Source organism: Telluria sp. LT2P34, assembly GCF_059685915.1.
Window position 1 is genome coordinate 1 of the sequence record NZ_JCASIN010000019.1, and the last position, 2,724, is coordinate 2,724.

The window sequence follows — 2,724 nt, forward strand, 5'->3', positions numbered from 1 at the left end:
ATATCCGCAGCTTCGGTGACTGGCTTAGCCCCGTTACATCTTCCGCGCAGGACGACTCGATCAGTGAGCTATTACGCTTTCTTTAAATGATGGCTGCTTCTAAGCCAACATCCTGACTGTTTTAGCCTTCCCACTTCGTTTTCCACTTAGCCAATCTTTGGGACCTTAGCTGGCGGTCTGGGTTGTTTCCCTCTTGACGCCGGACGTTAGCACCCGACGTCTGTCTCCCAAGCTCGCACTCATCGGTATTCGGAGTTTGCAATGGTTTGGTAAGTCGCAATGACCCCCTAGCCATAACAGTGCTCTACCCCCGATGGTGATACTTGAGGCACTACCTAAATAGTTTTCGGAGAGAACCAGCTATTTCCAAGTTTGTTTAGCCTTTCACCCCTACCCACAGCTCATCCCCTAATTTTTCAACATTAGTGGGTTCGGACCTCCAGGGCGTGTTACCGCACCTTCATCCTGGCCATGGGTAGATCACTTGGTTTCGGGTCTACACCCAGCGACTGTCGCCCTGTTCGGACTCGATTTCTCTACGGCTCCCCTATTCGGTTAACCTCGCCACTGAATGTAAGTCGCTGACCCATTATACAAAAGGTACGCCGTCACGGAACAAGTCCGCTCCGACTGTTTGTATGCACACGGTTTCAGGATCTATTTCACTCCCCTCCCGGGGTTCTTTTCGCCTTTCCCTCACGGTACTGGTTCACTATCGGTCGATTACGAGTATTTAGCCTTGGAGGATGGTCCCCCCATGTTCAGACAGGATTTCTCGTGTCCCGCCCTACTTGTCGTACGCTTAGTATCACCGGTCTGATTTCGTGTAAGGGGCTATCACCCTCTATGGCCAACATTTCCAGGTTGTTCCACTATCAGTCCGACTATCACGTACAGGCTCATCCCATTTCGCTCGCCACTACTTTGGGAATCTCGGTTGATTTCTTTTCCTGCAGCTACTTAGATGTTTCAGTTCGCCGCGTTCGCTTTGCATACCTATGTATTCAATATGCAATGACCTAAAAGGCCGGGTTTCCCCATTCGGAAATCTGCGGATCAAAGCGTGTTTGCTCGCTCCCCGCAGCTTATCGCAAGCTACTACGTCCTTCATCGCCTGTAATCGCCAAGGCATCCACCATGTGCACTTATTCGCTTGTCCCTATAACGTTAGCCACTGGCGACTAACCAGTGAGCGTTACAGTTCAAAGAGTACAGCCTGTTGCATGTTTGTTGACTTGTTACTACCCAGAGTACGCACTGTCGTGCGTACTCAATAAAACTTTACTTCTTCCAGATTGTTAAAGAACGAAACAGCATTGACCTCTAAAAGATCAAACCTAAACTCATCGCCAATGGCGCAGCTTACGTTTGTACTTTCAAAGTAGAGTGGTGGAGGATGACGGGATCGAACCGACGACCCCCTGCTTGCAAAGCAGGTGCTCTCCCAGCTGAGCTAATCCCCCAAGGAATACGATGATCACGATGACCGCGTTGGTAGGGCTGGTTGGACTCGAACCAACGACCCCCGCGTTATCAACACGGTGCTCTAACCAGCTGAGCTACAGCCCCGACTTGGACACTGCTACTGTTTCTTTCAATTTCAACAGTCGATAAGAGTGGACGCTCAATGATTGGGTTCTAACCCGGTGCTACTCTAGAAAGGAGGTGATCCAGCCGCACCTTCCGATACGGCTACCTTGTTACGACTTCACCCCAGTCACGAATCCTACCGTGGTAAGCGCCCTCCTTGCGGTTAAGCTACCTACTTCTGGTAAAACCCGCTCCCATGGTGTGACGGGCGGTGTGTACAAGACCCGGGAACGTATTCACCGCGACATGCTGATCCGCGATTACTAGCGATTCCAACTTCACGCAGTCGAGTTGCAGACTGCGATCCGGACTACGATACACTTTCTGGGATTAGCTCCCCCTCGCGGGTTGGCGGCCCTCTGTATGTACCATTGTATGACGTGTGAAGCCCTACCCATAAGGGCCATGAGGACTTGACGTCATCCCCACCTTCCTCCGGTTTGTCACCGGCAGTCTCATTAGAGTGCTCAACTAAATGTAGCAACTAATGACAAGGGTTGCGCTCGTTGCGGGACTTAACCCAACATCTCACGACACGAGCTGACGACAGCCATGCAGCACCTGTGTTCAGGTTCCCTTTCGGGCACATCCTGATCTCTCAAGACTTCCTGACATGTCAAGGGTAGGTAAGGTTTTTCGCGTTGCATCGAATTAATCCACATCATCCACCGCTTGTGCGGGTCCCCGTCAATTCCTTTGAGTTTTAATCTTGCGACCGTACTCCCCAGGCGGTCTACTTCACGCGTTAGCTGCGTTACCAAGTTAATTAAAACCCGACAACTAGTAGACATCGTTTAGGGCGTGGACTACCAGGGTATCTAATCCTGTTTGCTCCCCACGCTTTCGTGCATGAGCGTCAATCTTGACCCAGGGGGCTGCCTTCGCCATCGGTGTTCCTCCACATCTCTACGCATTTCACTGCTACACGTGGAATTCTACCCCCCTCTGCCAGATTCAAGCCTTGCAGTCTCCATCGCAATTCCCAGGTTGAGCCCGGGGCTTTCACGACAGACTTACAAAACCGCCTGCGCACGCTTTACGCCCAGTAATTCCGATTAACGCTTGCACCCTACGTATTACCGCGGCTGCTGGCACGTAGTTAGCCGGTGCTTATTCTTCAGGTACCGTCATTAG

General features: G+C 51.4%; 2 tRNA genes and 2 rRNA genes. All 4 read right to left on the reverse strand.

Annotation, left to right across the window (positions count from 1 at the left end):
* Positions 1–1,159, reverse strand: a 23S ribosomal RNA gene (locus AC56KZ_RS20915); the annotation flags it as partial.
* Positions 1,160–1,387: 228 nt separating this feature from the next.
* Positions 1,388–1,463: transfer RNA gene (locus tag AC56KZ_RS20920), tRNA-Ala, on the reverse strand.
* Between the two features lie 29 nt (positions 1,464–1,492).
* Positions 1,493–1,569, reverse strand: a tRNA-Ile gene (locus tag AC56KZ_RS20925).
* An 89-nt stretch (positions 1,570–1,658) separates the two neighbouring features.
* Positions 1,659–2,724: ribosomal RNA gene (locus AC56KZ_RS20930) — 16S ribosomal RNA — on the reverse strand; the annotation flags it as partial.